We start from the raw sequence: 24,713 nt of genomic DNA, 5'->3' as shown, positions 1-24,713 counted from the left end.
AAAGTCTATGCCAATAGAATGAATTCACTGTTACTGCCAGCATGACAATCGCGGGTCCTTTCTGGCCCTATGTACGGGGGAGCCGGCTAAGCCAGGTGTTTCGCGAGGAACGCGTGCATCAGTGCCGCGATTTCGTCGACTTTTTCGTCGAGCGCGAAATGGCCCGCATCGAGCAAATGCACCTCGGCATCGGGCAGGTCGCGCTGATAAGCGGCCCCCGCCGCCGCGACGAATGAACTGTCGTAGCGGCCCCACATAACAAGCGCGATGGGTCGGTGCGTGCGCAACCATTCCTGCCACGCAGGGTAAGCGGCAACATTGGTGCGGTAGTCGTAAAGCAGCGCGGCCTGGATCTCGGCCTGACCCGGTAGATTGAGAAACGCGAACTCGTCGGTCCACGTATCCGGGTTATAGCGCTCGGGGTTCGGGCTGTCGCCGGCATGGCGAAACCGTGTGCCTTCGAACGAGACGAACGCCTCGAACACTTCGGGCTTCGCCGCCGGGTTGGCCCAATACTCCTTGATCGCCGCCCACTTGCGCCCGAGGCTTTCCTCGTGAGCGTTCGCGTTCTGAATCATGAGCGTTTGCAAACGTTCAGGATGTGCGAGCATGATCCGAAAACCCACCGGACCGCCGTAGTCCTGCAGATAGAAGCTGTAGCGGTCAATGCCGAGTTGCTCGAGCAAGCCGTTGATGGATTCCGCGAGATGGTCGAACGTATAGGCGAACTGCGCGGGCGGCGGCGCGTCGCTGTGCCCGAAGCCCGGATAGTCCGGCGCGATCAGGTGATAGCGCGTGGCGAGCAGCGGGATGAGCGTGTCGAACATCCGCGAAGACGAGGGAAAGCCGTGGAGCAGCACGATGGTTGGCGCGTCCACCGGCCCCGCTTCGCGATAGAAAATGCCGACGCCGTTCACCGCGGCGCGGCGATACGTGATCGTCCCTGAATACGAAAGACCCGGCGATGCCTGCGTGCTCTCTTGGCTCATGTTCGACTCCGCTCGATGGGGTCGCGGCGATATCCAACCGAAGCGGCATGATCGCGCACCCGTGCCACCACCGTCAAACCAGGCTCAAACCAGGGTCACAAGCCAGGTTCAGGCCGGCACGCCCTCCATGGCGCGCCCGGAACGTCCCCACGCCACCACGACGCCGAGACCGAGCACCGCGAGGCACACGATCGGCACGATCATCGGTCCGAATGCGGTTCCCGTGAGCTTGCCGGCGAGCGGCATGAGGTTCTGGCCAAAGAAGCCGCCGAGATTGCCGATCGAGTTGATGGCCGCAACGCTCGCCGCCGCCCGTGCGCCGGTGAAGTAGCGCGGCGGCATCGACCAGAAGCACGGGTACAGCAGCGGGATGCACGCGCCGCCGAACACGAGCGCGATAAAGCGCAGCGGCGTGGAAGGCAGCAGCAGACTCAACAGGAAGCCCAGCGTGCCAAGCGCCGCGACGATCGCCATGGCCCGCAGAATGCTTTTCGCGCGGCGCAGCTTCGACGGCAGCCACAGCAGCAACAAGACCGCCAGCGCCCACGGCAGCATGCTCAACAGACCGTTCACGCTGCTCGACACGCCAAACGACTTCACGAGCGTGGGCAGCCAGTAGGTCACGCCATAGAGCGACGTCGACATCAGCATATAGGTCGCAGCGAACAGCATCACGCGCGGATCGAGCAGCGCCTTCCAGGGCTGCGCGTGTTCGGCGTGCTCGGGCTTCTCGCGCTCGTGCGCGGCCGCCACGATCTGCTTTTCGCGCTCGTTCAGAAAGCGCGCTTCCTGATACGACGCCGGCAGCAGCCTGAACACGGCAATGCCGACCAGCACGGCGGGCAGGCCCGTGGCGATGAACACCCACTGCCAGCCGGCCAGGCCCCATAAGCCGTTGAGACTCAGCAGCCAGCCGCCCACGAGCGAGCCCACCATGTTCGCGAGCGCACTGCCCAGCGTAAAGATGCCCAGCACGCGCGCGCGGTAGCTCTGCGGAAACCACAGCGTGAGGTAATAGATCACGCCCGGATAGAAGCCGGCTTCGGCCACGCCCAGCGCGAGGCGCAGGCCGCAGAACACCTTCATCGACGTCGTGAAGCCCATCAGCACCGTAATCACGCCCCAGGTGAGCATGATGCGCGCGAGCCACACGCGCGCGCCGAAGCGATGCAACGCGAGCGTGCTAGGCACTTCGAACAGCAGATAGCCGATGAAGAACAGCGACGACGCAAGACCGAACGCCGCTTCGGTCATGTTGAGGCTGTGCACCATCTGCAGCTTCGCGAAGCCGACGTTCTGCCGGTCGATGAAGGAGATCAGAAACATCACGACGAGGATCGGCATCAGGCGGCGCGCGATCTTCGACATGACGTCCCGTTCTTCGGCGGACTGTTGATCGATGGTTGAATCTGGATTCACTATGTTCTCCTGCGTTTATTTGTCTGTTGCCTGTGCCTGCGTCTAAGACGGACGGAAGTCCTCGAGCATCGCCGCGAACATGTCGTTCCATGTGCGCGGTTTCGCCTTGATCGTGCCCACCATATACAGAAAGTCTACGTACTCCATCAACTGCTCGGGCCAGACCGAAAAGCGCGACTCCGGCGCGGCGAGCGTCTGCACCACGTGCTCGCGCGACGCGCCGAAGCCCGACGAATCGACATAGATCTGCGCCGCGGCCGTTTTGTCCTGCGCGATCATTCGGTTCGCCTCGTCGAGCGCGTGAAGGAACGCTCGTGCGAGCGCCGGTTCGGTGTCAACGAGGCGCTTGGGCGCGAACACCACGTCGAGCGTGAGCGGCCCGAGCACGTCAACGGAATCGACCACGCGGTGAATGCCCGGCTGCTGCAATTCGAGCGTCGAGAATGGCGGCGACGCGAAATGCGCGGTAATGCCGCCCTCGCGCCGGATCAGCGACTGCATGGCCTGCGGATGCGGCATGCCCACGGTGATCGAATCGAGCTGCGCGAAGTGCTGCGCTCCGAGCAGCTTGCTCGCCACCATCTGCAGCACGACGGCCGAAAGCGAGGTGCGAATGCCCGGCACCGCAATGCGGTCGGCGCTCGTGAAATCGCGCAGCGTCGCGATCTGAGGCCGGTTCGTGTTGAGCGAGAGCGCCGTGGCCGAAAGACCGCTGATGCCGATCACCTCGACGTTCGGTATGCCGCGCGCCCGCGCCCACAGTTCGATAAAGCCGGGCGCGCCCACGGCGGCGAAGTCGAGCGTGCCGGCCATCATGGCGTCGTCGACGGAATTGCCGCCGTCGAGCCTCACCCATTGCACGCTCACGTCCGCGAGCCCCAGGCGGACCGCATGGCGCTCGAAGAGCCGCGCCTTCTCCATGACGAGCAGCGGCAGATACAGCAGGCCGTAGCCCTTCGAAATGCGCACCGTGCGCGGCGTGGCCCGGACCCAGGCAGGCGCGAGCCCCGCGGCCAGGGCGGCCGCGCCAAGCCCGGCCGCAACGAGTGCGCGCCTGCGCGGCGACTCCACGCGCATCTTGCCGTCTCCGGTGGTTCGTGTCGTAATCACGACGCTGCATCTTCCATGGTTCGCGAGATTACCGGGCGAGTCTGAGAAAATGCTGAGAAAACACACTTGGCAGACCTCGGGAAAACCCGCAATCGCACCCATGAAGATTACGGCAGGGACGGCATCATGCGCATTCTGGTGGTAGAGGACGACGCGGAAATCGGCGCGGCGGTCCGCAGCCGCCTCACGCGCCTCGGTCACGCAGTGGACCTCGAAGCGAACGGCGCCACGGCGAACAGCCTGCTCGGCGTCGAGCGCTTCGACCTGGTCGTGCTCGACGTGATGCTTCCCGCCATGGACGGCTTCGCGATCCTGCGCAACCTGCGCGCGGCGGGCTCCACCACGCCGGTCCTGCTCCTCACCGCGCGCTCGGCCATCGACGACCGCGTGAGCGGCCTGGGCCTCGGCGCCGACGACTACCTCGTCAAGCCATTCGACTATCGCGAACTCGAAGCCCGCGTGCAGGCGCTCCTGCGCCGCAACAGCGGGCACGCGAACGATGTCGTCCGGCTCGGCGGTCTCGCAATCGATCGCAGCAGCCGGCTTGCCGAACTCGACGGCAAACCGCTTTCGCTCTCGCGTCAGGAATTCGCGCTGCTCGAAATTCTCGCCAGCCGTCCGCAACGCATCTTCCCGAAAGAGGAACTGCTGAACCAGCTGTTCAGCTACGGCAACGAACCGACCGCAAACGCGGTCGAACAATACGTCACGCGCTTGCGCAAGAAACTGCAAGGCAGCTCGGTCGAAATTCGCACGGCGCGTGGCATGGGATATCAAATTGCCGCGCTTTGACTGGTTCCCGAAAACGCTGCTCGGCCGCACGCTGCTCTTCGTCGCACTCGTGGTGGCGTCGGGCGCGGCGGCGCTCGCGGGCATCGCGCGCTATTACGCGGGCGTCGCTTCCGAGCGCGCCTACGATCAACTGCTTGCGGGCGCAACCATCCAGGTCGCCGAAAACCTCTATGTGCAGGGCGGCGTGCTCGCCCTCAATCCACCGGTGGCCGCGCTCTCCACGCTCTCGCGCTATGACGTCGTCTACTACAAGGTGGTCGATGCGCGTGGTCTCGTCGTAGCGGGTTATGGCGACCTTCCCGGTCCGGCCAACACGATGAGTGCGCGCCAGGGTCCGACATTCGCGAATGGGCGGTATCAAGGTGAGCGCGTGCGCACGGCAACCATCGGGCGCTACATGTCGGACGCGCGGCCGCCCGGCTGGGCCCTCGTCACAGTCGCGCAAACCACGCACGCGCGCCAGCAACTCACGAACGACATGAGCTTCAAGGTCTGGACGCTCATTCTGCTGATGAGCGTGCTCGCCATTGGTGCGAGCGGCCTCGCGATCCGGCGCGGCCTGCGCCCGCTCGCGCAGATCGGGCAAATCATCGCCGCGCGCGATCCGGCCGACCTGCGGCCTGTGGCGCACGACACGCCGAGCGAGATCAACGCGCTGATCGGCGCCATCAACGGACTGATCGGGCGCCTCGCGGAACGCATGACGGCCATGCAGCGCTTTATCGCCGACGCCGCGCACCAGATGCGCACGCCGATCGCGCGGCTCGACGCGCAAATCGAATTGCTCAGCACCGAGTCCGATCCCGCGCGCCACGCTGCACGGCTCGAAGCGTTGCGGGCCACCTGCTCGGACGTGGGCCGGCTCACGGGCCAGTTGCTCAATCACGCGATGGTGATTCATCGCACCGAAATGGTCCCGTTGCAGCGCGTGGATCTGGCGAAGCTCGCCCGGGAAGTGCTCGGCCGCACCATTCCGCTCGCCGACGAGCGCGACGTGAAGGTCGCGTTCGAAAGCAGCGCGCCGCAAGTGTGGATCGCGGGCGACCCCGTGAGCCTGCAGGAAGCGCTGTCGAATGTGCTGCACAACGCGCTGCTGCACGGCAAGGCGGACGACATCGTCGTCACCGTGAACGCCACGCAGGAAGCCGTGACGCTGACCGTGACCGACAACGGCGGCGGCATTGCGCGCGAACACTGGGACGCCGCGCTGCGCCCGTTCGAGCGCATCGGCCAGGAAGGCGCGGAGCGCACTACAGGCTCAGGCCTCGGGCTCGCCATCGTACAAGCGGTGATGAAGGCGCACGGCGGCCGCGTGAACTTTGCGTTTCCCGCCGAGGGCGGGTTTGCCGTGGTGCTGACGTTTCCTCCCGCAGACGGCGAGACGCCGCCCGCTACGCCAGTGTGAACGCCTCGCGAAAGCGCCGCAGCGCGAGTTCTGCGTCCCCGCTCGCCCAGGCTTCCAGGCCGATCGTGCCGCGATAGTCGAGCGCGGCAAGCGCGCGTGCGATCGCGGGATAGTGAATTTCGCCGGTGCCGGGCTCCTTGCGCCCCGGCACATCGGCTACCTGAATCTCGCCAATGAATGGCGCGGCACGGCGCACGAGTTCGATCAGATTGCCCTCGCCGATCTGCGCGTGATAGAGATCGAGATTCAGGCGCAGATGCGGATTATCGACGGCCTTGATGAGCGCCAGCGTGTCGGCGGCGCGCGCAAACGGCACGCCCGGATGATCGACCTCGGTGTTGAGGTTTTCCAGGCAGAACACCACGTCGTGCCGCGCGCCCAGATCGGCAATGCGCGCAAGCGTCTTCTGCGCGGCCAGCCACATTTCGCCGGTCACGACCGGCACCGGCGTAACGGGCAAACCGTTGGCATCGAGCCCGGTGCCGTGCAGGTTCAGGCGCGGGCACGCAAGGCGCTTCGCGACTTCGATCGATTGCTCCGCCGTGCGAAGGAGCGCGTCGGCGCCGCTTTCGGTGATCAGGTCGCCTTCGATATAACCCGTCATCGACGAAAACTTCGCGCCGCTGTGCGCCAGCGCGCCGATATCGTGCCGGGTCCAGTCCCATATCTCGACCTCGAAGCCCAGTTCGCTGATACGCCGAACGCGCTCGATCATGGGCAAGTCGCGAAAGACCATCTCTGCGCACACTGCGAGAGTAAACATTTGTATTCCTTATTAAATCGGAAGATTTCAGCCGGGCGGCTGGCTGGCTCGTGCGGTCTCCACGCGGCCAGCAGTGAAATAGTAGTCCGGCTTCGCGCCGCCGCCGCGCTCCCGAAATGTTCAGACTGGCTATACGGTTATAAATCAGCAACTTGCGAAGCCGCTCTGCTAGACTCGCCATGGGTCCATCCACGAGCAGGAGCGCCGAAACATGCATGCTCGCGACCGCTATGCGGCGATCACCGTCATCGACAAGCTTTCCGGCATCTTACGCGGCGAGTTCGGCGACGCCGCACACGAAAGCTGGCCGATCCTCAGTACGGTGCTGCAAAACTTTCTGGGCAAGCGTCAAACGACGATCACGTCGCTCGCCGACAGTTCGGGCATGCCGCGCACCACCGCGCGGCGCATCATCTTCGCGCTCAAGGCGCAAGGGCTCGTTCAGTTCAAGCCTATTTCGGCCGGACACAGCCGCGAACACGTGCTGCCCTCCGAGCGGCTTCTCGCGCATCTGGACAGCATCACCGGGCAAACGATCAAGCTGCTCATGGACGCCGTGGACCCGCGCGCGGTCGACCGTTTCGACACTGCGGGCCTCGCTGCGCCCGCCGAGATCGCGTGGCCGCGCCCAGCGGCGGCGGGCTTCAACGGGAACATCGAACTCACGCTGCTCGCCTACGCCGATCCCGTCTTCGACATTCTCAAGCACAACCGCACCGATATCGAACGCTTCCTCGGCATGCGCGTGCAGATCTCGACCTACACGCAGGACGCGTATCGCGCGGTGCTCGAAGCCACGCTCGCCGATCCGTCACGCGCGAACGCGAATGGGCCGGTGGTCGTCGCCGTTCCCTTCCCGTGGCTCGCCGAGTCGAGCAGCCGCGGCCAGTTGCTCGACCTGCAGGCGCTTGCTGCAGGCAGCGCCGTGTCCGGCGCCGACTTCTACGACGCCGTCTGGCAGGCCGGATGGAGCGGCGGACAGCTCCACGGCATTCCCATTCAGCCGACCGTCGATTTCCTTTGGTATCGCAAGGATCTCTTCGATGCCGAAGGGCTGCAGCCGCCACGGACCTTCGAAGAGGTGATCCGCTGCGCGAGTCTGCTGCACCGGCCGAGCCGGGGCCGGTTCGGCATTACGTGGACCGCCGCACCCGGCCTGCCGCTCGCGGAGATGTTCCTGCAGATTCTCGGCGCGCAAGGTGGCGTTCTAATGAGCGGCAACGCGCTCGAACTGGACGCGGCGACATGCAAGCACGTCGTTGCGTACTTGCGCGCGCTCATTCCTTATTCGCCGGGCAACCTGCGCGCCAACCATTGGGCGCGCAGTGTACAGATCTTCGGCAGCGGCAATGCAGCCATGTGCTACCACTGGTCGAACCGCTTTGGCACGCTGGACGGCCACAAGCTGCTCGAGATCGGCGCGAGCATCGGTTTGCTCGAACATCCCACCATGCATGCGGACATGACGCCGCTCTCTCCGCTCGGCGGCGCGCTGCTTGCGATACCCTCGGCTTGCAGCGGCGAGGCGGTGAGGCTCGCGTGGCAAGCCGTCGAAACGCTTGGTTCTCCTGAGATGATGAAGTACTTCGTGCTGCACGGCGCGGCAGGCAACGCCCGCTTTTCGGTCGCGGAGGACCGCTACGTGCTGCAACGCAATCGCGTCATCGGCGTCATGGATCAGCTCATGAGTACGCATCGCGTCGCCGCGTTTCCGTCGCCTGCGGTTCCCGCTTATCACGCGCTAGTCGAATTGCTGAGCACGCATCTCGAAGCCCTGCTTTTCGACGCGCACGCCGATATCGAGGCAGGCGTCGCGCAGCTTCGCAGCGCCATCGCCGCAAGCGGCGCGTCAATGCGCTGAAGGATGTGCCCGCGCATACATGCGCAACGCCAGCCAGCACACCGCTGCCCCAAGGCCGCCCACCACTCCGCCGAACGAGCCGACCCACGACACGCCGAAGCCGTTGGCAATATGGTTGCCAAGCAGCGCGCCCGCGCCGATCCCCACGTTATAGAGGCCGGAATAGATCGAGACCGCGAGGTCCGCGGCTTCGGGCGCGAGCTTGAGCACCCATGCCTGCATGGCAAGACCGAAGGAAACGATCGCGCCGCCCCACACCAGCGTATGAACGGACAACGTGACGATACTCAACGCCGCGGGAAACAGCACGAGCAGGCACACGCACACAGCGACCACGGCCACTTGCAGGAATTGCGCCGGATCGCGCGGATAAAGGCGATTGAAGCAAACGGCCGCGGGAATGCCCGCACTGCCGAACAGGATGAGGATATAGGTGATGCGTTGACTGCTTTCGTGGCCCACGGCGTGGATGAAGGGCTCGATATACGTGTATGACGTGAACTGCGCGGTCACGACGAGTATCGTGAGCAGATAGAGCGAGGCCAGCATCGGCTTTCTGAATAGCACGGGCACGCTGCTGAACGAGCCCGTTTGCTGGCTTGGCAACGCGGGCAGCATCACCCGCAACATCAGCAGCGCAACCGCCGCCGCGCCCGCAATGACGAAGAAAGTCTGCCGCCAGCCCAGCGTCTCGCCAATCACGCGCCCAAGCGGAATGCCTGCCACCATGGCGATCGACGAGCCCATGCCGAGCATGGCGAGCGCGCGGCTCTTGTTGCCCGGCGGCGCGAGCCTCACCACCAGCGAGACGGAGATCGACCAGAATATCGCGTGCGCAAACGCAATACCGATCCGGCCAACCATCAGCACGGTAAAGTTCCACGCCACGCCAGTCACGATGTGGCTGACGATAAAGAGCGCGAATAGGCAGGTCAGCAGTTTGCGGCGTTCGACGTTGCGTGTGAGCAGCATCAAAGGCAGCGACGCCACGGCCACTGTCCACGCGTAGATCGTCAGCATGAGCCCCACGTCGGTCGGCTTCATGTGGAGGCTGTCGCCAATGGCGCTCAACAGCGCAACGGGCACGAATTCGGTCGTGTTGAATATAAAGGCCGAAAGCGCCAATACGAGCACGCCCCACCAGGTGTGCCCGGAAGAGACCGGTTCAGGCGTCGACATACGAAAGATGCGGGAATCGATAAAGGGCGATTATCGCGTATCGCGCGTTTTGGGCTGTCCGACCCGTACAGTGACTCTTCTGGCCCTCGCCGCAAGCAGCGCGGGCCGGGCCCACTCATTTCAAGGCGACAGGTGCCTTCTTCGCGACCGATTCGATGCAGGCCAGTGCGATCGCGAGCGCGCGGCGCGCGTCTTCGCCGCCCGGCCCCGCCACCGCCTCGCGCTCGCGCACGGCATTCACGAAAGACGCGAGTTGCGCGGTGTAGCCCGCTACGAAATGGTCCGTGTCGCGGCGCCAGGTATCTTGCGAGACGCCAATGCCGTCGAACAACGTCATGCTGGAGCGCCGCACGTCGCCCATCGTCACCATGCCGCCCGGGCCGAACACTTCGCCGCGAATGTCGTAGCCGTAGAGCGCCGAGAAGTTCGCCTCCGCCACGGCAATCGAGCCGTTGTCGAATCGAATCGTCACGACCGCCGTGTCCAGAAAGCCTTTCTCTTTGGCGTCGGGGCGCACGAGCGCGTCGGCCGCCGCATAGACCTCCACGGCGCGCGTGCCGGCGTTGAGCCATAGCAGCGTGTCGAAATCGTGGATCAGCGTTTCATAGAAAATGGTCCCGAGTGGAATGCGCTCGGGATCGCCGCCGAACGGGCCAGGATCGCGCGTGAGCGAACGCAACAGTTGCGGTGCGCCGATCTTGCCCGCCTCGACTGCCGCGTGGCCTTCCGCGAACGCCTGGTCCCAGCGACGGTTGAAGCCCACCTGAAGCGGCACTTCGGCCGCGCGTGCTGCGGCGATCGCGCGGTCGGCCTCTTCCAGCGTCAGCGCCATGGGCTTTTCGCAGAAGACCGCCTTACCGGCTTCGGCGGCCTGCACGACGAGGTTTGTATGAAAACGCGCGGGTGTCGCAATGATCACAGCGTCCAGTTCCGGCTGCGCAAGCAGTTGCGCAACGTCCGTGTACGCATGATCGACGTCGAGTTGGGCCGCGAGCCTCGCGGCCGCGCCAGGCGCCGGATCGGCAATGGCGACCAGGTTCGCGTCGACGAGGCGGCGTGCGACCGTCTCCGCATGGAAGGAGCCGATGCGCCCTGCGCCGATCAGGCCGATGTTGACGGGTCTCTTGCGTGAAGCCATGTTAGTGATCCTATCTATCCAGATTATTTGGCTCTTGACTCTTGGCGCCTGACCCACATCGGTCAGGCGGTAGATCGATCATAGGACCGGCACAACACGAGAGACGCAACCGGAAGTATCCGGATCGGCTATATCTTTTTAAATCATTGGCTTACGCTAACTTCCGCGCGCCGGGCGCGCAGCCCGAACGCATACGCGAGCGCGGCCGAAACGAGCAGCGTGGCGCTGACGAAATACAGCCCCAGTGAATAGTCGCCGCTCAGGTCGCGCAACCGGCCAATCACCATCGGGCCGATCGTGCCGCCTATGAGGCTGCCCATCGCGTTGATGATCGCAATGCCCGCAGCGGCAGCGGAGCCCGAGAGAAACTGCGTGGGCATGCTCCAGAGCGGCGGCTTCGCCGCGTTGATGCCGAAGTTCGCGATCGAGAGCCCGATGATCAGCACAATGGCGCTGGTGGCGTGTCCGGACACCAGCATGCCAATACCGGCCGCGAGACACGCGATCGCAACGTGCAGGCGGCGCTCGTTCGTGCGGTCCGAATTGCGCGCCCAGAGCACCATCGTCACCACCGCGAACAGATTCGGAATCGCGTTCACGACACCCAGTTCGAAGTAGCTGAAGCCGAACCGGTGGATGATCATCGGCGCCCAGATGCCGATGGCGTAAAGCCCCGTCGAAGTGCCCGCATAGACGAGCGCGAGCAGCAGCACGCGCGGGTCCTTCACTGCGCCCCACACGCTCGACTTGCTCTGCGCCGCCTTCGCTTCGCGTTCGCGCAGCATTTCGCCGCTCAGCCACTGCCGCTCGGCGGGCGCGAGCCACTGCGCGTCCTCGGGCCGATCAGTCAGATAGAAGTACGAAATGATGCCGAGCAGCACAGTCGGCGCGCCTTCGACGAGGAAAAGCCACTGCCAGCCGTGCAGATGCGCCACGCCCTCCAGGTTCATGAGCGCCCCGGAGATGGGCGAGCCGATCATGTTCGACAGCGGCGCGGCGGTCATGAACATCGCCGTGACGAATGCACGATGGCGCGCGGGAAACCAGAAGCTCAGGTAGAGAATGATGCCGGGAAAGAAGCCGGCTTCGGCGAGACCGAGCACGAAGCGCAGCGTATAGAAGCTGTACGGCCCGGTGACGAACGCCGTGGCCGCGGAAAGCAGCCCCCAGACAACCATCAGCAGTGCGATCCATCTGCGGGCGCCCACGCGCTGCAACGCAAGGTTGGACGGCATACCGGCCGCGATATAGCCCACGAAGAAAATTCCCGCACCCACGCCGAACATGGCTTGCGTGAGCCCGATGTCGTGATTCATCGTGAGCCCCGCGAAGCCGACGTTCACGCGGTTCAAAAAGCTCAGGAAATACAGGACGATGATGAACGGCGTGATGCGCCGTGACACCTTGCGCACGACGCTGGGCTCCAGCGCGGCGGCGTCCTGCGGATGGACTGCGGCAATGTTCATGGGTTGTCTCCGTATGGGCGCACTTGCCGCCTGGCGGTTAGTGCGCCCCTGTATCTGGTTATGAATGAGGTACTAACCGCGCTGCTGCTGCGCCGGTAAATCGATGCGGCACCACGGCTGCGCTGCCCAATGTTTCGCCTCGAACGCGTCGATCGCTTCCTGTTGGCGCAGTGTCATGCCGACCATGTCGAGCCCGTCCACAAGCATCTGCTTCTGGCGCGGCGGCATCGAGAACGCATAGCGCTGTCCCGAAGGCGCGATCACGACTTCGTTGTCGACATCGATCGATACGTGCTTGTCGTCGCCGCTCGCGATCTCAGCGACCAGCGCCTCGACCTGCTCCGGCGGCAGCGTAACGAGGAGCAGCCGGTTGTTCGTCGAATTGAAGTAGAAGATCTCGCCATAACCCGGCGCGATCACAGCTTCGAAACCCGCCTGCTGCAGGCCCCACACGGCGTGTTCGCGGCTCGATCCGCAGCCAAAGTTCGAGCCCCCGATCAGCACCTTCGCGCCGCGATATTCAGGGCGATTCAGCACGAAAGCCTCACGCGCGCGGCCATCGGCATCGAAACGCAAGTCGTACAGCAGCCCGCGCGCGAGCCCCGATTTGTCGATGCCGAGCAGAAACTGCTTGGGCATGATCTGATCGGTATCGAGGTTGTTGACGGGCAGCGGTGCGGCAATGCCCGAGATCATGAACGGCTTAGTCATGTGCAAGCTCCTTGCGAATGTCGACGATGCGGCCCGCAAGCGCGGCGGCAGCAGCCATCGCGGGGCTCATCAAATGCGTTTTGCTGTCGCGCCCCTGGCGCCCTTCGAAATTGCGGTTCGTCGTCGAGGCGCAGCGCTCGCCCGGCGCGAGCACGTCGTCGTTCATCGCGAGGCACATGGAGCAGCCCGGCTGACGCCACTCGAACCCCGCGTCGATCAGCGTCTGCGCAATGCCTTCGCGCTCGGCCTGGTCGCGCACCATGCCCGAACCCGGCACGACCATCGCACGCACCGTCGGGGCCACCTTGCGGCCGCGCACGACCTGGGCGACGGCGCGCAGATCCTCGATGCGCGCGTTCGTGCACGAGCCGATGAACACGCGGTCGATCGGCGTGCCCTCGATCGGCGCCCCTTCGGCGAGACCGATGTAATCGAGCGCCTTGTGCAGCGTCGCGGCGTCGAGTCCCGCGCCTTCGGCTACTTTGGGAATGCGGCCGTCCACCGGCAACGCCTGATCCGGGCTCGTGCCCCATGTCACGTAAGGCGCGACGCGCGCGGCGTCGAAGCGATGCTCGATATCAAAATGCGCGTCGTCATCGGAGCGCAGTTGCGACCACGCATTGCACGCGGCATCGAGTGTCTTTGCATCGAGATCGCGGACCTTGCTGGCCACGTAGTCGAGCGTCGTGCGGTCGGGCGCGATCAGCGCGGCGCGCGCGCCCGCCTCCACGGTCATGTTGCACAAGGTCATGCGCGCCTCGGCGGAGAGCCCGTCGATCGCTTCGCCCGCATATTCCACGGCGTAGCCGCGTGCGCCCTGCGCGCCGATCTTCGCAATGATGTGCAGCACGAGATCCTTCGACGTCGTACCCGGCGGCAGCGCGCCGTCCACGACGATGCGCATGTCCTTCGCGACGCGGTACACGAGCGTCTGCGTCGCCAATACGTGTTCGACTTCCGAGGTTCCGATGCCGAAACCAAGCGCGCCCAGTGCGCCATAGGTCGTCGTGTGGCTGTCGCCGCACAGCACGACCATGCCGGGACGAATCAGACCGATCTCGGGCGCGACCACATGCTCGATGCCCTGCATGGGGTCGTGGATATCGAACAGATGAATGCCCTGCTCCACGCAGTTGCGCGTGAAGTTCGTGGCCTGCTTCGCGGCATCGACGATCTCGATCGTGCGCGCGGCCACGGGCACCGGCTTGCTGGGAATCACGTGATCGACCACGCCCATCTGCTGGCGCGGGCGGCGCACGCGCAAGCCCTTCTCATGCAAGCCCGCGAACGCTTGCGGGCTCGTGTACTCGTTCATGATGTGCAGATCGGCGTAGAGCAGAACGTGCTCGGCGTCGATGATCGATACGGTGTGCGAATCAACCAGTTTCCGGTAAAACGTTTGTGAGGACATGACGAAGCCCGACTAAAAAATGACGAACGAACGAATCAGCGCTGAAGAAACGGCAGCACGCGTTCGAGGAGCAACTGCGGCGTTTCTTCTGCGATGTAGTGGCCGCACGGCAGCGCCTCGCCGCTTACGCTCGCGTTCCAGCTACGCCACTCCGCGAGCGGATCGAAGCACTGGCCAACCGCGCCCTGCGCCCCCCACAACGCGAGGAACGGACACTCGATGCGCTTGCCCGCCGCCAGATCCGCGCGGTCGTGTTCGAGGTCGATCGTGATCGACGCCCGATAGTCCTCGCAGATTCCATGTGCGGTCGCAGGGTCGCTAAGGCAGCGCAAATACTCCGCGTAGGCCTCGGGCGTGAATGGCGCGAGGCCCGCACTGCGCGCGCCCATGGTCTGCTTCAGATACAGATCGGGGTCGGCGCGTATCAGCGTTTCCGGAAACGGCGCCGGGCGCACGAGAAAGAACCAGTGCCAGTAAGCGCGCGCGAACTCGAACGACGTCTGCTCGTACATCGCGACGGTTGGCGCGACGTCGAGCGTAACGAGTTGCGTGACCGCGTCTGGATGATCGATCGCCATGCGGGCGGCGACGCGGCCGCCCCGGTCGTGGCCCATGACCGCGAACGACGTGAAGCCGAGGCCGCGCATGAGCGCAACCTGATCGAGCGCCATGCGGCGCTTCGAGTAGTTGGCGTGGTCGAGCGTGCCCTGCGGCTTGCCGCTGTCACCGTAGCCGCGCAGGTCGGCGGCGACGACCGTGAAGTGTTGCGCAAGCGTGGGCGCCACCTTATGCCAGATGGCGTGCGTTTGCGGATGGCCGTGCAGGAGCAGCAGCGCGGGGCCACGTCCGCCCTTGATTGCGTGAATGCGAACGCCTTCGATGTCTGCCGACGCGTTGATGAAACCTTCGAACATGCTTGTCTCCCGAGGTTGCATGCAGTCTAATTGATGCCTTGAGCGATTGGGTTTCCACAAAAGCAATCCGGTCGTAACTTTCAGGAACGAATCACGCACGACAACGGGAGCAGCGCGATGGACGCGTTTTCCGATCTGAATCTCTTTGCGCTCGTGGCGCGCAACCGCAACCTGGCGGCCGCGGCGCGCGAACTGGGCGTCACGCCCCCCGCTGTGAGCAAGCGTCTCGCGCAACTGGAGCAGCGCCTTGGCGTGCGGCTCGTGAACCGCACCACACGGCGCCTTGCGCTCACGCCGGAAGGCGAGCTCTATCTCGCGAACGGCTCGCGCATCCTCGACGAACTCTCGGAGCTGGAACAACTCGTTACGCGCAGCCGCGGCGAACCGGCCGGGCTGCTGCGCGTGAACGCGTCGTTCGGTTTTGGCCGCGCGCACGTCGCGCCCGCGGTGTCCGCTTACGTCGAGCGGTTTCCCTCGATGAAAATTCAGCTGCAATTGACGGAGCGGCCGCTCAGCCTGCAAGAAGAGGGCTTCGATCTCGGCATCCGCTTCGGCGAGGTGCCCGACGCGCGCATCAACGCACGTCTGCTGCTGAAGAACCGTCGCATCGTGTGTGCGTCACCGGCGTATTTGAAGCGGCATGGCAAGCCATCGGCGCCGCACGATCTGACGCGCCACGCGTGCATCGTGCTGCGCGAAAACGACTCGGCATACGGCACCTGGCATTTTTCGCGGGGCAAGCGCGCGGAAACCGTGAAGGTCGACGGCGCGCTCTCCAGCAACGACGGCAGCACCGTACTGCGCTGGGCGCTCGACGGACGCGGCATCGTCGTGCGCTCGCAGTGGGAGATCGGCGAGCACATCGCGCGTGGCGAACTCGTGCCGCTGCTTGCCGAATGGGCGCTGCCGAACGCCGATATTCACGCGATCTATCTCGAGCGCAACAAGCTCTCGGCGAAGCTGCGCAGTTTCGTCGAGTTTCTCGGCGAATATCTGCGCGATGCGCTCGGCGAGGACACGGCGTAGCCACGCGCCGTGGCGCCGAAGCTCGGCAAACATCTGCGATGCAGGGCCGCGCACCCTCGCGTCATCGATCAGGTGTTCTCTCTATACTGCTTTGCGTGCCTTCCGCCTCTTTCCATGACGCGCAGGTTCCGGCACGTTCCACCCGCTTGGCCCACCCCTGGACGCCGTCCCAAACCGCCGCGCGAAGTTCGATTGCGCGGGCATGCGCGTCGGCGTCTGTCTGCTTCGTGATGCCGTAGTTAGAAACTGGAGAGTTTCCAATGAGCACCTTCACCACCCGCGATGGCACGTCGATCTATTACAAGGATTGGGGCAGCGGCCGGCCCGTCGTTTTCTCCCACGGCTGGCCGCTCACGGCCGACGCCTGGGACGCCCAAATGCTCTTTCTCGTGCAAAACGGCTTTCGCACGATCGCGCACGACCGCCGCGGCCACGGCCGCTCCGATCAGCCCGCAAAAGGCAACGACATGGACACCTGGGCCGACGACCTCGCCGACCTGCTCGACAAGCTCGACGTGAAGGACGCCACGCTCGTTGGCCACTCCACCGGCGGCGGCGAAGTCGCGCGCTATATCGGCCGCCACGGCACGGAGCGCGTGTCGGGCGCGGTGCTGATCGGCGCGGTGCCGCCCATCATGATCAAGAGCGAGAAGAATCCGGGCGGCCTGCCCAAAGATGTGTTCGACGGCATCCGCAAGGGCGTGATCGACGACCGTTCGCAGTTCTTCAAGGACCTGGCCGTCCCGTTCTACGGTTACAACCGCAGCGGCGCGAAGGTATCGCAGGGCGTGATCGAGTCGTTCTGGCAACAGGGCATGTGGGGCGGCATCCTCGCGCTGCATGACTGCGTGCACGAGTTCTCCGAAGTCGATTACACGGAAGACCTCAAGAAGTTCGACGTGCCCACGCTGGTCCTGCACGGCGACGACGACCAGATCGTGCCGATCGACGACGCGGGCAAGCTCTCCGCGAAAATCGTGAAGGACGCCACGCTCAAGATCTACCCGGGCGGCCCGCACGGTATGTGCACGACGATGGCCGATCAGGTCAACGCCGATCTGCTCGCGTTCCTCAATCGCAAGTAACAAGGTGCGCGGCGTGCGCGCTTAGCGTGCTTCAACGCGCGCACGCCGTGAGCGCCTCGACGTATTGCGCCTGCCACGCCGGGTCTTGCGCGAACGCCGCGAGATCCGCGTGCAGATCGTTGGCATAGGCCGCCATGCACGCGCGGTTGTTCGCCTCCACGGCACGCGGCATCACGACGATCGCCGCAATCACGCCGCCCACCGCCAGCGCGGCGATCGCCACGCCAATCGCCCAGCGCCAAGCTTCTTCCCCCGTCCCTTTTAGCGCCGCTTCGTTCATCGTTCTTCTCCTTATTGATTAGCAAGACAATCATTGGATGTTCAAAAAGGCGCGAACGCCTTACGCGAGTCCTTTGCGTATCTTGCGCATGCCGGTGACCGCCGACTCGAACAGGTCCGAGCCCACTTGCGCACGCAAGCGGCGCGCGACTTCGGCGCTCGCACCGTTGATCGGGCCGTCGAGCGCCGCGCCGCTCGCCGTGGGAAAGAGTCCCCATTCGCGGCCGTCGGCCTCGCCCTGGCGGCGCTCGAGCAGGTCCTTCTCGCACAGGTTGTCCACGAGACGCGTAGCCGTGGGCCGCGCAATGCCGAGCGTTTGCGCGACATCGCTCGCAAGGCACCCGGGTTTCGCCAGCACGACGCGCAGCACGAAACCTTGCGCGGGCGTGAGGCCGAACGGCGCGTAAGCGGCGCTCCACTCGCGCTCGACGAGCCGCGCGAGCGCCGACGAATTGAAGTAAAGGCAGTGATCGAACATGAGGCAATCAGACCACGAATTGATTAGCAAGGCAACCGTTATCATGAGCTTCAGCGAGCCTTACCGAGCAAAATTCTTATATAAGACTCCCCGATTCACTTCTGTTTTCACAAGGGTCTTTACCAGCTTGACACATTATCAAGGGTACGATCAACAAAACCTCAGAGCGGCGATCGAATCATCGGTATCAGCCTGCAAAGCCTTATGCAACGGGGTTTCAGCGCGGAAACGTTTTCAGCGCGCGGCCGGCCGATCAAGGCAAACGCGCTGATTTTCTGGTCAATTAACATTGCGCAACTGCTTTCCACGATATGAAATACATGCACGGTTGGCCCCCGGCCCGCTGCAAATTCAGGCAAAATCCAGGTGTTTCGCCGACTGCGCGCAGCCGGTGGTGTTACCACCCCGTTTTTGAACCCCGCCAAGAAGCCGATGAGTACCCAGCAACCCACCATCATCTATACCCTGACCGATGAAGCGCCGCTGCTCGCCACCAGCGCGTTTCTGCCGATCATCCGCACCTTCGCTGCGCCGGCCGGCGTGAACGTCGAGACCAGCGATATCTCCGTTGCGGGCCGTATCCTCGGCGAGTTCCCGGAATTCCTCACGGAAGAACAGCGCGTGCCTGACAATCTGGCCGAACTGGGCCGTCTCACGCAGCTGCCGGAAACGAACATCATCAAGCTGCCGAACATTAGCGCATCGGTGCCGCAGCTCGTCGCCGCGATCAAGGAACTCCAGGGCAAGGGCTACAAAGTCCCTGACTTCCCCGAAGATCCGAAGACGGACGAAGAAAAGGCGATCCAGAAGCGTTATTCGAAGTGCCTCGGCTCGGCCGTGAACCCGGTGCTGCGCGAAGGCAACTCGGACCGCCGCGCACCGCTCGCGGTGAAGAACTACGCCAAGAAGCACCCGCACAGCATGGGCGAGTGGAGCATGGCTTCGCGCACCCACGTCGCGCACATGAAGCACGGCGACTTCTATCACGGCGAAAAGTCGATCACGAACGACAAGGATCGTGAAGTCCGCATGGAGCTCGTCACGAAGAGTGGCGAAACCATCGTGCTCAAGCCGAAGGTCAAGCTGCAAGCCGGCGAAATCGTCGACAGCATGTTCATGAGCAAGAATGCGCTGCTGGCCTTCTACGAAGACCAGATGGAAGACGCGCGCAAGACCGGCGTCATGCTCTCGCTGCACGTGAAGGCGACCATGATGAAGGTCTCGCACCCCATCGTGTTCGGCCACGCCGTGCGCACGTTCTACAAGGACGCGTTCGCGAAGCACGCCAAGCTCTTCGAACAGCTCGGCGTGAACGTCAACAACGGCCTCGTCGATCTCTACACGAAGATCGAAACGCTGCCGGAATCGCAGCGCGAAGAAGTGATTCGCGACATGCACGCGTGCCACGAGCACCGTCCGGCGCTCGCCATGGTCGACTCGGCCAAGGGCATCTCGAACCTGCACGCACCGAACGACGTGATCGTGGACGCTTCGATGCCGGCCATGATCCGCGCAGGCGGCAAGATGTGGGGCGCCGACGGCCGTCCGGCCGACACGAAGTGCCTGATTCCGGAAAGCACGTTCGCGCGCATCTACCAGGAAATCATCAACTTCTGCAAGACCAACGGCGCATTCGACCCGCGCACGATGGGCACGGTGCCGAACGTCGGCCTCATGGCGCAGAAGGCTGAAGAGTACGGTTCGCACGACAAGACGTTCGAGATCGCGCAGGACGGCACGGCACGCATCGTCGACAACACCACGGGCGAAGTGCTCGAAGCGCTCACGCAGCCAGTCGAGCAAGGCGACATCTGGCGCATGTGCCTCGTGAAGGACGCGCCGATCCGCGACTGGGTCAAGCTCGCTGTCACGCGCGCGAAGAACTCGGGCACGCCGGCCGTGTTCTGGCTCGACCCGTACCGTCCGCACGAAAACGAAGTGATCAAGAAGGTCGAGACGTACCTGAAGGATTACGACACGAACGGCCTCGACATCCAGATCATGTCGCAAGTCCGTGCGATGCGTTACACGCTCGAGCGCGTGATCCGCGGCCTGGACACGATCTCGGTCACCGGCAACATCCTGCGCGACTACCTGACCGACCTGTTCCCGATCATGGAACTGGGCACCAGCGCGAAGATGCTGTCGATCGTTCCGCTGATGGCCGGTGGCGGCATGTACGAAACGGGCGCGGGTGGTTCGGCGCCGAAGCACGTGCAGCAGCTGGTTCAGGAAGACCACCTGCGCTGGGACTCGCTCGGCGAATTCCTCGCGCTGGCCGTCTCGCTGGAAGACCTCGGCATCAAGACGAACAACGCGCGCGCCAAGCTGCTCGCGAAGACGCTCGACGCCGCCACCGGCAAGCTGCTCGACAACAACAAGGGCCCGTCGCCGAAGACCGGCGAGCTGGACAACCGCGGCAGCCAGTTCTACCTCTCGATGTACTGGGCGCAAGAGCTGGCCGCACAGAAGGACGACGCGGAACTCGCCGCTCGCTTCGCGCCGCTCGCGAAAACGCTGGCAGAAAGCGAGCAGAAGATCGTGAGCGAGCTGGCCGCCGTTCAGGGCAAGCCGGTCGACATCGGCGGCTACTACAAGCCGGACTTCGCGAAACTCGCTGAAGTCATGCGCCCGAGCGCGACGTTCAACGCCGCACTCGCATCCGCTGCGAAGTAAGTGATGGAACCCTCCCCTGCGCTTGCGCGGGGGACGTTCCACCAAATGAATCGAGCCTCCCGATCACTCGGGAGGCTCGATTTTTTTTGCCCTTCTTCTGCAAGGCGAGCCACGCGGCCCGCCTCGCACTCATGGCTTAGTCGTCGAGCAGCGAGAGGTCGCGCACGGCGCCCTTGTCTGCCGACATCACAAGCTTCGCGTACGCCTTCAACGCCGCCGACACTTTGCGCGGACGCGCCTTCACCGGCTTCCAGCCGCGGGCGTTCTGCTCTTCACGGCGGCGTGCGAGTTCCTCGTCCGAGACCAGCACGTTGATCGTGCGGTTCGGAATGTCGATGCGGATCTTGTCGCCGTCGCGCACGAGGCCGATCGCGCCGCCCGCTGCCGCTTCCGGCGAGCAGTGGCCGATCGAGAGGCCCGAGGTGCCGCCAGAGAAACGGCCGTCGGTCAGCAGCGCGCACGCCTTGCCGAGGCCCTTCGACTTGATGTAGCTCGTCGGGTAGAGCATTTCCTGCATGCCGGGGCCGCCCTTCGGACCTTCATAACGCACGATCACCACGTCGCCGGCCTTGACCTTGTCGGCGAGGATGTTTTCCACCGCCTCGTCCTGCGACTCGGTCACGTGCGCCGTACCTTCGAACACGAGGATGCTGTCGTCCACGCCGGCCGTCTTCACGACGCAGCCGTCGAGCGCGATGTTGCCCGTCAGCACGGCAAGGCCGCCTTCCTTCGAGAACGCGTGCTCATACGAGCGAATGCAGCCTTCGGCACGATCCGAGTCGAGGCTCGGCCAGCGGGTGTTCTGGCTGAACGCGACCTGGCTGGGCACGCCAGCCGGACCGGCCATGTAGAACGTCTTGACCGCTTCGTCCTGCGTGCGCTTGATATCCCATTGTTCGAGCGCGTCGCCGAGCGTCGGCGTGTGCACGGTCGGCACATCGGTGTGCAGCTTGCCCGCGCGCTCCAGCTCGCCGAGGATCGCCATGATGCCGCCAGCGCGGTGCACGTCTTCGATGTGGTACTTGTTCGTGTTCGGCGCGACCTTGCACAGCTGCGGCACGACGCGCGAAAGGCGGTCGATGTCGGTCATGCCGAAGTCGATGCCGGCTTCCTGCGCAATGGCCAGCAAGTGAAGGATCGTGTTGGTCGAGCCACCCATGGCGATGTCGAGCGTCATGGCGTTTTCGAACGCCTTGAAACCCACCGAGCGCGGCAGCACGCGCTCGTCTTCCTGCTCGTAGTATTGGCGCGCGAGTTCGACGATGCGGCGGCCGGCGCGCTTGAAGAGCTGTTCGCGGTCCGCGTGCGTGGCGACCACGGTGCCGTTACCCGGCAGCGACAGGCCCAGCGCCTCGGTCAGGCAGTTCATGGAGTTGGCCGTGAACATGCCCGAGCACGAACCGCACGTCGGGCAGGCCGAGCGCTCGACTTCGGCCACTTCGGCGTCGGAGTACTTGCTATCCGCCGCGATCACCATGGCGTCGATCAGGTCGAGCTTCTTGACTTCGATGGCCTTGGTGACGGGGTTCGCCAGGCGCGTCTTGCCCGCTTCCATCGGGCCGCCCGAGACGAAGATCACGGGAATGTTCAGGCGCATGGCGGCCATGAGCATGCCCGGGGTGATCTTGTCGCAGTTCGAGATGCAGACCATGGCGTCGGCACAGTGCGCGTTGACCATGTATTCCACCGAATCCGCGATGATGTCGCGGCTCGGCAGCGAATACAGCATGCCGTCGTGGCCCATGGCGATGCCGTCATCGACAGCGATCGTGTTGAATTCCTTGGCCACGCCGCCCGCGGCTTCGATTTCGCGCGCAACGAGCTGGCCAAGGTCTTTCAGGTGCACATGGCCAGGAACGAACTGGGTGAACGAGTTGACGACCGCGATAATCGGCTTGGCGAAGTCTTCGTCTTTCATGCCGGTGGCGCGCCAGAGGGAGCGCGCACCTGCCATGTTGCGGCCGGCGGTGGAGGTTTTGGAACGGTATGCGGGCATTGTGGCTGTAGAAGAAAAATCGCAGAAAGGAAGCGGGCCACGGGAATAAAGGCCCCACGCACGCCCTTGCGAACAACCTCTTGAGCTGCGCTCTGGGCAAACTCTGCAATTATCCCACAGGCCTCGGCGTCGCGCTGTCCACGGCGGTTTCGACGGTTTTCATGGCCGCTTCATACGCGCCTTGCATGCCCCGGCCGTCGCACATTATTGACGGCAGATGTCGCGTGAATTCTGGCGGCGTATCGTTCCCGTACAGCGTCTTGTAGACGCACAAACGCAAGCACCTCGGGGAGCGATATGAATCATTGGCATCATGCGCGGCGACGCGCGACTCTGGCAGTCACAGGCCTCGCGCTTGGGCTCGTTGCGACGGGCGCGGGAGTGCACCTCTGGCTGCGCGCACTGGCAAGCGCCGGAGATCAGTCGGCGGCGGTCGCCGCGATTCTGCTGGGCGTTTTTCTGGCGATCTGCGCAGGGCATGAAATCTGGCGCGTGAGGATGCGCTAGGGGCGCGTAGGGCATCACCAGGTGCCTCCCAGGGTTCCCGAACCTTGCCGAAATCGCATGGCTGCACCAATACTCTGCGTCAGACCCGCGTGACGGAGAGGACCATGTCGATGCAGAACATCAAGCACGTCGTTGTTGTGATGTTCGAAAACCGCTCGTTCGATACGATGCTCGGCGGCCTGTACACGAACGGCAGCAGTCCTGCGCATTTCCTGCCCGCCGCCAGCGCTGAGCATCCATTCGACGGCCTGAAGGCGGGTCTTGGCAATCCGACGAAAGCGGGCGGCACCATCCTCGTGACCACACCGGCCTCCACCGCCACGCTGCCCGACCCCGATCCGCAGGAAACGTTCGCGAACGTACGCGTTCAATTGCTCGGCAGCGCGGCAGGCGCCGCGCCCATGTCGGGATTCGTGCAAGACTACGAAACGACCGCGACGACAGACGCAAGCCAGGTCATGCAGTGCCACAGCCCGGATCAGTTGAAGGTGCTTTCCACGCTCGCGCGCGAGTACGCCGTCTCGGACGCCTGGTTCGCCTCCGTGCCGAGCCAGACCTGGCCGAACCGTGCGTTCGCCCACGCGGGTACGTCGAACGGCCACGTCGACAACGGCACCCCGCCCGATCCGTTCGAGTGGCAGGTTCGCACCATCTTCAACGTGCTGGGCGACACGGGCGCGAGTTGGGCCGTGTACAGCGCCGCGCTCGTCGCGCCGTCGCTCACGCTCACGATGTTCCCAACGCTATGGGATGCTAAATATAAGCCGAACTTCCAGCGCTTCAGCGCTTTCGTCTCGGACTGCCAGAACAACACGCTGCCGCAGTATTCGTTCATCGAGCCGCGCTTTTTGCTCGACCCCAACGACCAGCACCCGCCGCATGACGTCTATGCGGGCGAAAGCTTTCTCTACGACATCTGGCACGCACTGAGCACGTCGCCCGCGTGGCTCGAAACACTGCTCGTGATCACTTACGACGAGCACGGTGGCACCTACGACCACGTGTTGCCACCTGCCAACGCCGTAGCGCCCGATGCCGCGAGCAACCCGGGCGACGAGAACTTCGGCTTCGACAGCTTTGGCGTGCGCGTGCCGGCCGTGGTCGTCTCGCCCTGGATCGCGCCGGGCACCGTGTTCCGCTCGTCCGGCGCTACGCCCTACGACCACACGTCGATCCTCGCCACCCTGCGCGACTGGCTCGACATCGCACCGACCGACATGCTCGCGAGCAAGCGTGTGGCGGCGGCCCCCACGCTCGCACCGTTGCTCACGCTCGACACGCCGCGCACCGAGCTGCCGGCAATCGCCGCGCCGCCTGCCTCCGGCTTCATCGCAACCAATCTCGCCCGGCCGCTCAACGATCTGCAAAAGAGCCTCGTGAGCGGCACGGCGCGACGCTCCGGTCTCGACCCGGCGGCTACGCTCGGGTCGATGTCGACCCGCCAGCATGCGGTGGACTTTTTCCACAACCTGCTTTCGTCACCTGAAGCCTGAGCAAGCTCGAGCAAC

Annotated in this window: 20 protein-coding genes; 7 read left to right on the top strand and 13 right to left on the bottom strand. The window is 64.3% G+C overall.

Annotated features, from left to right (window positions below):
• Positions 1 to 86: 86 nt before the first annotated feature.
• The 3 genes from JMY28_RS13575 to JMY28_RS13565 form a co-directional block, all read right to left on the bottom strand.
• A complete protein-coding gene (locus JMY28_RS13575) occupies positions 87 to 989 on the bottom strand; it encodes an alpha/beta fold hydrolase (protein ID WP_201696452.1) in 903 nt (300 codons plus the stop codon).
• Between the two features lie 108 nt (positions 990 to 1,097).
• Complete coding sequence (locus JMY28_RS13570; RefSeq protein WP_407945506.1) at positions 1,098 to 2,357, bottom strand: MFS transporter; 1,260 nt, start codon at positions 2,355 to 2,357, stop codon at positions 1,098 to 1,100.
• Positions 2,358 to 2,450: 93 nt separating this feature from the next.
• Complete coding sequence (locus tag JMY28_RS13565; RefSeq protein WP_201696669.1) at positions 2,451 to 3,485, bottom strand: ABC transporter substrate-binding protein; 1,035 nt, start codon at positions 3,483 to 3,485, stop codon at positions 2,451 to 2,453.
• A gap of 159 nt (positions 3,486 to 3,644) precedes the next feature.
• On the opposite strand from JMY28_RS13565, the gene JMY28_RS13560 reads away from it, so the two are divergent.
• Both JMY28_RS13560 and JMY28_RS13555 read left to right on the top strand, forming a co-directional pair.
• Positions 3,645 to 4,310: a response regulator transcription factor gene (locus tag JMY28_RS13560; RefSeq protein ID WP_201696450.1), complete on the top strand. Its 666-nt coding sequence runs from the start codon at positions 3,645 to 3,647 to the stop codon at positions 4,308 to 4,310.
• Complete coding sequence (locus JMY28_RS13555; protein ID WP_201696449.1) at positions 4,297 to 5,715, top strand: sensor histidine kinase; 1,419 nt, start codon at positions 4,297 to 4,299, stop codon at positions 5,713 to 5,715. The genes JMY28_RS13560 and JMY28_RS13555 overlap by 14 nt, the downstream gene beginning before the upstream one ends.
• Here JMY28_RS13555 and JMY28_RS13550 read toward each other — a convergent pair.
• Positions 5,702 to 6,478, bottom strand: a complete 777-nt coding sequence (locus tag JMY28_RS13550; protein ID WP_201696448.1) for a TIM barrel protein — start codon at positions 6,476 to 6,478, stop codon at positions 5,702 to 5,704. The two genes, JMY28_RS13555 and JMY28_RS13550, sit on opposite strands and share 14 nt — an antisense overlap.
• A gap of 211 nt (positions 6,479 to 6,689) precedes the next feature.
• Between JMY28_RS13550 and JMY28_RS13545 the strand changes: the two genes are divergently transcribed.
• Positions 6,690 to 8,339 carry an extracellular solute-binding protein gene (locus JMY28_RS13545; protein WP_201696447.1) on the top strand — a complete coding sequence of 550 codons (1,650 nt, stop codon included), beginning with the start codon at positions 6,690 to 6,692 and terminating at the stop codon, positions 8,337 to 8,339.
• Here JMY28_RS13545 and JMY28_RS13540 read toward each other — a convergent pair.
• The 6 genes from JMY28_RS13540 to JMY28_RS13515 all read right to left on the bottom strand — a co-directional run bounded on the left by JMY28_RS13540 (position 8,328) and on the right by JMY28_RS13515 (position 15,158).
• Positions 8,328 to 9,518 carry a sugar transporter gene (locus JMY28_RS13540; RefSeq protein ID WP_201696446.1) on the bottom strand — a complete coding sequence of 397 codons (1,191 nt, stop codon included), beginning with the start codon at positions 9,516 to 9,518 and terminating at the stop codon, positions 8,328 to 8,330. The genes JMY28_RS13545 and JMY28_RS13540 overlap by 12 nt on opposite strands.
• A gap of 115 nt (positions 9,519 to 9,633) precedes the next feature.
• Positions 9,634 to 10,656, bottom strand: a complete 1,023-nt coding sequence (locus JMY28_RS13535) for a Gfo/Idh/MocA family oxidoreductase (RefSeq protein WP_201696445.1) — start codon at positions 10,654 to 10,656, stop codon at positions 9,634 to 9,636.
• A gap of 143 nt (positions 10,657 to 10,799) precedes the next feature.
• Complete coding sequence (locus tag JMY28_RS13530; RefSeq protein ID WP_201696444.1) at positions 10,800 to 12,122, bottom strand: MFS transporter; 1,323 nt, start codon at positions 12,120 to 12,122, stop codon at positions 10,800 to 10,802.
• Positions 12,123 to 12,194: 72 nt separating this feature from the next.
• Positions 12,195 to 12,833 (bottom strand): 3-isopropylmalate dehydratase small subunit, encoded by a 639-nt coding sequence (leuD, locus tag JMY28_RS13525; protein ID WP_201696443.1) that lies wholly within the window; start codon positions 12,831 to 12,833, stop codon positions 12,195 to 12,197.
• Positions 12,826 to 14,244: a 3-isopropylmalate dehydratase large subunit gene (gene leuC, locus JMY28_RS13520; protein ID WP_201696442.1), complete on the bottom strand. Its 1,419-nt coding sequence runs from the start codon at positions 14,242 to 14,244 to the stop codon at positions 12,826 to 12,828. Before leuC ends, leuD begins: the two co-directional genes overlap by 8 nt.
• Before the next feature lie 35 nt (positions 14,245 to 14,279).
• The gene (locus tag JMY28_RS13515) at positions 14,280 to 15,158 is read right to left on the bottom strand and encodes an alpha/beta fold hydrolase (RefSeq protein WP_201696441.1); all 879 of its coding nucleotides are present in this window, start codon (positions 15,156 to 15,158) and stop codon (positions 14,280 to 14,282) included.
• Positions 15,159 to 15,275: 117 nt separating this feature from the next.
• On the opposite strand from JMY28_RS13515, the gene JMY28_RS13510 reads away from it, so the two are divergent.
• Positions 15,276 to 16,184 carry a LysR family transcriptional regulator gene (locus tag JMY28_RS13510; protein ID WP_201696440.1) on the top strand — a complete coding sequence of 303 codons (909 nt, stop codon included), beginning with the start codon at positions 15,276 to 15,278 and terminating at the stop codon, positions 16,182 to 16,184.
• Positions 16,185 to 16,444: 260 nt separating this feature from the next.
• On the top strand, positions 16,445 to 17,269 hold the full coding sequence (locus JMY28_RS13505; RefSeq protein WP_201696439.1) for an alpha/beta fold hydrolase: 825 nt from the start codon (positions 16,445 to 16,447) through the stop codon (positions 17,267 to 17,269).
• Positions 17,270 to 17,300: 31 nt separating this feature from the next.
• Here JMY28_RS13505 and JMY28_RS13500 read toward each other — a convergent pair whose 3' ends face one another.
• The gene (locus JMY28_RS13500) at positions 17,301 to 17,549 is read right to left on the bottom strand and encodes a hypothetical protein (protein WP_201696438.1); all 249 of its coding nucleotides are present in this window, start codon (positions 17,547 to 17,549) and stop codon (positions 17,301 to 17,303) included.
• 60 nt (positions 17,550 to 17,609) lie between these two features.
• Positions 17,610 to 18,026, bottom strand: coding sequence for a MarR family winged helix-turn-helix transcriptional regulator (locus tag JMY28_RS13495; protein WP_201696437.1), 417 nt, complete (start codon positions 18,024 to 18,026; stop codon positions 17,610 to 17,612).
• A 432-nt stretch (positions 18,027 to 18,458) separates the two neighbouring features.
• Between JMY28_RS13495 and JMY28_RS13490 the strand changes: the two genes are divergently transcribed.
• Positions 18,459 to 20,702: an NADP-dependent isocitrate dehydrogenase gene (locus JMY28_RS13490; protein ID WP_201696436.1), complete on the top strand. Its 2,244-nt coding sequence runs from the start codon at positions 18,459 to 18,461 to the stop codon at positions 20,700 to 20,702.
• A 136-nt stretch (positions 20,703 to 20,838) separates the two neighbouring features.
• Here JMY28_RS13490 and ilvD read toward each other — a convergent pair whose 3' ends face one another.
• Positions 20,839 to 22,698 (bottom strand): dihydroxy-acid dehydratase, encoded by a 1,860-nt coding sequence (gene ilvD / locus JMY28_RS13485; RefSeq protein WP_201696435.1) that lies wholly within the window; start codon positions 22,696 to 22,698, stop codon positions 20,839 to 20,841.
• A gap of 611 nt (positions 22,699 to 23,309) precedes the next feature.
• On the opposite strand from ilvD, the gene JMY28_RS13480 reads away from it, so the two are divergent.
• On the top strand, positions 23,310 to 24,698 hold the full coding sequence (locus tag JMY28_RS13480) for an alkaline phosphatase family protein (RefSeq protein ID WP_201696434.1): 1,389 nt from the start codon (positions 23,310 to 23,312) through the stop codon (positions 24,696 to 24,698).
• The last annotated feature ends 15 nt before the right edge of the window (positions 24,699 to 24,713 follow it).

This window comes from Paraburkholderia hiiakae, assembly GCF_904848665.1.
GTDB classification, from domain to species: domain Bacteria; phylum Pseudomonadota; class Gammaproteobacteria; order Burkholderiales; family Burkholderiaceae; genus Paraburkholderia; species Paraburkholderia hiiakae.
Note: the sequence above shows the minus strand (reverse complement) of the source record. Positions and strands in the feature narration are given on the sequence as shown.

What these genes read in the sequence shown, in the direction of transcription:
- JMY28_RS13575 (WP_201696452.1), bottom strand. Translation starts at nt 989, where the DNA reads ATGAGCCAAGAGAGCACGCAGGCATCGCCGGGTCTTTCGTATTCAGGG.
- JMY28_RS13570 (WP_407945506.1), bottom strand. Translation starts at nt 2,357, where the DNA reads ATGTCGAAGATCGCGCGCCGCCTGATGCCGATCCTCGTCGTGATGTTT.
- JMY28_RS13565 (WP_201696669.1), bottom strand. Translation starts at nt 3,485, where the DNA reads ATGCGCGTGGAGTCGCCGCGCAGGCGCGCACTCGTTGCGGCCGGGCTT.
- JMY28_RS13560 (WP_201696450.1), top strand. Translation starts at nt 3,645, where the DNA reads ATGCGCATTCTGGTGGTAGAGGACGACGCGGAAATCGGCGCGGCGGTC.
- JMY28_RS13550 (WP_201696448.1), bottom strand. Translation starts at nt 6,478, where the DNA reads ATGTTTACTCTCGCAGTGTGCGCAGAGATGGTCTTTCGCGACTTGCCC.
- JMY28_RS13545 (WP_201696447.1), top strand. Translation starts at nt 6,690, where the DNA reads ATGCATGCTCGCGACCGCTATGCGGCGATCACCGTCATCGACAAGCTT.
- JMY28_RS13540 (WP_201696446.1), bottom strand. Translation starts at nt 9,518, where the DNA reads ATGTCGACGCCTGAACCGGTCTCTTCCGGGCACACCTGGTGGGGCGTG.
- JMY28_RS13535 (WP_201696445.1), bottom strand. Translation starts at nt 10,656, where the DNA reads ATGGCTTCACGCAAGAGACCCGTCAACATCGGCCTGATCGGCGCAGGG.
- JMY28_RS13530 (WP_201696444.1), bottom strand. Translation starts at nt 12,122, where the DNA reads ATGAACATTGCCGCAGTCCATCCGCAGGACGCCGCCGCGCTGGAGCCC.
- leuD (WP_201696443.1), bottom strand. Translation starts at nt 12,833, where the DNA reads ATGACTAAGCCGTTCATGATCTCGGGCATTGCCGCACCGCTGCCCGTC.
- leuC (WP_201696442.1), bottom strand. Translation starts at nt 14,244, where the DNA reads ATGTCCTCACAAACGTTTTACCGGAAACTGGTTGATTCGCACACCGTA.
- JMY28_RS13515 (WP_201696441.1), bottom strand. Translation starts at nt 15,158, where the DNA reads ATGTTCGAAGGTTTCATCAACGCGTCGGCAGACATCGAAGGCGTTCGC.
- JMY28_RS13510 (WP_201696440.1), top strand. Translation starts at nt 15,276, where the DNA reads ATGGACGCGTTTTCCGATCTGAATCTCTTTGCGCTCGTGGCGCGCAAC.
- JMY28_RS13505 (WP_201696439.1), top strand. Translation starts at nt 16,445, where the DNA reads ATGAGCACCTTCACCACCCGCGATGGCACGTCGATCTATTACAAGGAT.
- JMY28_RS13500 (WP_201696438.1), bottom strand. Translation starts at nt 17,549, where the DNA reads ATGAACGAAGCGGCGCTAAAAGGGACGGGGGAAGAAGCTTGGCGCTGG.
- JMY28_RS13495 (WP_201696437.1), bottom strand. Translation starts at nt 18,026, where the DNA reads ATGTTCGATCACTGCCTTTACTTCAATTCGTCGGCGCTCGCGCGGCTC.
- JMY28_RS13490 (WP_201696436.1), top strand. Translation starts at nt 18,459, where the DNA reads ATGAGTACCCAGCAACCCACCATCATCTATACCCTGACCGATGAAGCG.
- ilvD (WP_201696435.1), bottom strand. Translation starts at nt 22,698, where the DNA reads ATGCCCGCATACCGTTCCAAAACCTCCACCGCCGGCCGCAACATGGCA.
- JMY28_RS13480 (WP_201696434.1), top strand. Translation starts at nt 23,310, where the DNA reads ATGTCGATGCAGAACATCAAGCACGTCGTTGTTGTGATGTTCGAAAAC.